Origin of the sequence: Acetobacteroides hydrogenigenes (assembly GCF_004340205.1) — a bacterium.
Classification (GTDB): domain Bacteria; phylum Bacteroidota; class Bacteroidia; order Bacteroidales; family ZOR0009; genus Acetobacteroides; species Acetobacteroides hydrogenigenes.
The window spans coordinates 1,751-4,743 of record NZ_SLWB01000027.1 but is presented as its reverse complement, the minus strand read 5'-3'; the positions used below and the strand labels follow the sequence as shown (position 1 = coordinate 4,743).

Genomic DNA, 2,993 nt, shown 5'->3' with positions numbered 1-2,993 from the left:
TTGACATTCTTCGGACGAAGCGGCGTCTGCCCGCTAAGGGCGCGGCCCTCTCGGAGCTCTACTGGGCAATTAGTACCGCTCGGCTGAGCGCCTTACAGCGCGTACACCTGCGGCCTATCAACGTGGTAGTCTCCCACGGCCCTTAAGGGAAGTCTCATCTTGGGGTAGGCTTCGCGCTTAGATGCTTTCAGCGCTTATCCCAACCGAGCGCGGCTACCCAGCGGTGCTCCTGGCGGAACAACTGGTACACCGGAGGCTCGTCCAACCCGGTCCTCTCGTACTAGGGTCAGGCCCCCTCAAACTTCCTACGCCCGCAACAGATAGGGACCGAACTGTCTCACGACGTTCTGAACCCAGCTCGCGTGCCACTTTAATCGGCGAACAGCCGAACCCTTGGGACCTTCTCCAGCCCCAGGATGTGACGAGCCGACATCGAGGTGCCAAACCGCCGCGTCGATGTGAGCTCTTGGCGGCGATCAGCCTGTTATCCCCGGCGTACCTTTTATCCTTTGAGCGATGGCCCTCCCATGCGGAACCACCGGATCACTATGCCCTGCTTTCGCACCTGATCGGCTTGTCGGCCTCACAGTCAAGCGCCCTTGTGCCATTGCACTCCACGCGCGGTTGCCATTCGCGCTGAGGGCACCTTGGGAAGCCTCCGTTACTCTTTTGGAGGCGACCACCCCAGTCAAACTACCCGCCAAGCGGTGTCTCCCTACCAGGGATTAGGCCCCGAAGTGGCGAAGGGCTGTATTTCAACGTCGGCTCCACCCGAACTAGCGTCCGAGCTTCGCAGCCTCCAGCCTATCCTACACATCGCCACCCCAGAACCAGCGCTAAGCTGCAGTGAAGGTGCACGGGGTCTTTCCGTCCCGTTGCGGGTAATCGGCATCTTCACCGATACTACAATTTCACCGAGCTCACGGCTGAGACAGCGTCCAGATCGTTACACCATTCGTGCAGGTCGGAACTTACCCGACAAGGAATTTCGCTACCTTAGGACCGTTATAGTTACGGCCGCCGTTTACCGGGGCTTCGATTCAAAGCTTCTCTTGCGATGACCTCTCCTCTTAACCTTCCGGCACCGGGCAGGTGTCAGGCCCTATACTTCACCTTTCGGTTTCGCAGAGCCCTGTGTTTTTGGTAAACAGTCGCCTGGACCTCTTCGCTGCGCCCCGCTCACGCGGGGGCCCCTTATCCCGAAGTTACGGGGCTAATTTGCCGAGTTCCTTAGCCGTGATTCACTCGAGCACCTTAGGATACTCTCCTTGGCCACCTGTGTCGGTTTGCGGTACGGGTGGCCCGCGCCTGATGCTTAGGGGGTTTTCTTGGAAGTCGGATTAGGGACGCTATCCGATTGCCCGTGGGCTCTCGGTACTATCAGGTTCGGCAACCTCCGGCTGTTAACCTACAGGCTATACCTACACCCTTCAACCCGGCATTCCGTCGCCGGGCGGTCCTTTCACTCCTTCGTCGCCCCATCGCAGCGCGGGCCAGGGCCGGAATATTAACCGGCTGTCCATCGGCATCCCCATTCGGGTGAGCCTTAGGCCCCGCCTTACCCTGATCCGATTAGCGTTGATCAGGAAACCTTGGCCTAGCGGTGGGCGGGTTTCGCACCCGCCTTGTCGTTACTCATGCCTACATTTGCTTTTCCGGCCGCTCCACCAGCCCTTACGGGCCAGCTTCACCGCTGCCGGAATGCTCCCCTACCATAATTTCTTATCCGCAGCTTCGGCGGACGGCTTGATGCCCGATTATTATCCACGCGCAGCCGCTCGACTAGTGAGCTGTTACGCACTCTTTAAATGAATAGCTGCTTCCAAGCTAACATCCTAGCTGTCGCTGCAGCCGCACATCGTTTCATCAACTTAGCCGCCTCTTGGGGGCCTTAGCTGGCGGTCAGGGTTCTTTCCCTCTCGTCGACGGACATTAGCACCCGCCGGCTCACTCCTGGATATCGCACCACGGCATTCGGAGTTCGTCAGGATTTGATAGGCGGTGAGGCCCTCGCATCCAATCGGTAGCTCTACCTCCATGGCGGTAAGTCCAAGGCTGCCCCTAAAGGCATTTCGGGGAGTACGAGCTATTTCCCAGCTTGATTAGCCTTTCACCCCTACCCACAGCTCATCCAGAAGCTTTTCAACGCTTATTGGTTCGGACCTCCATTCCGTATTACCGGAACTTCATCCTGGCCATGGGTAGATCGCAAGGTTTCGCGTCTGCCCCGTCCGACTTAGATCGCCCTATTCAGGCTCGCTTTCGCTTCGGCTCCGCGCGTATCCGCGCTTAACCTTGCCGGACAGGAGCAACTCGTAGGCTCATTATGCAAAAGGCACGCCGTCACCCCACTAAAGGGCTCCGACCGCTTGTAGGCGCACGGTTTCAGGGTCTTTTTCACCCCCCTATTCGGGGTACTTTTCACCTTTCCCTCACGGTACTGGTTCGCTATCGGTGTCCTATGAGTATTTAGCCTTGGCAGATGGTCCTGCCGGATTCGGACGGGGTTTCACGTGCCCCGCCCTACTCAGGGTTCCTCCCCCTTCCACTCGCCTACGCCTACGGGGCTGTCACCCGCTACGGCCCCGCTTTCCAGCGGGTTCAGCTTCGCTCGTGGTCGGTTGTGGAGGCCCTACAACCCCCACCCGGCCGTAACCGGATGGGTTTGGGCTAATCCCCTTTCGCTCGCCGCTACTCGGGGAATCACTTTTGTTTTCTTCTCCTGGGGGTACTTAGATGTTTCAGTTCTCCCCGTTCGCCTCCGGATTGCTCCGGATACCTGGCCTTCAGCCAGGTGGGTTGCCCCATTCGGGTATCCGCGGATCGATTCGTGCTTGCCGATCCCCGCGGCTTTTCGCAGCTTGCCACGCCCTTCGTCGCCTATAGGACCCAAGGCATCCCCCGTGCGCCCTTTTCTTACTCCTTTCCGCGCACCCGCCGGAGTTCAACTCCGTCGCATGCGCCGCTTCGTCCTCAAACGTCAAAGATCTTCT

1 rRNA gene is annotated in these 2,993 nt (G+C 58.9%); it reads right to left on the bottom strand.

Annotated elements, in window-relative coordinates:
• Positions 1–48: 48 nt before the first annotated feature.
• Positions 49–2,925 (bottom strand): 23S ribosomal RNA (locus CLV25_RS15825).
• Positions 2,926–2,993: the final 68 nt, after the last annotated feature.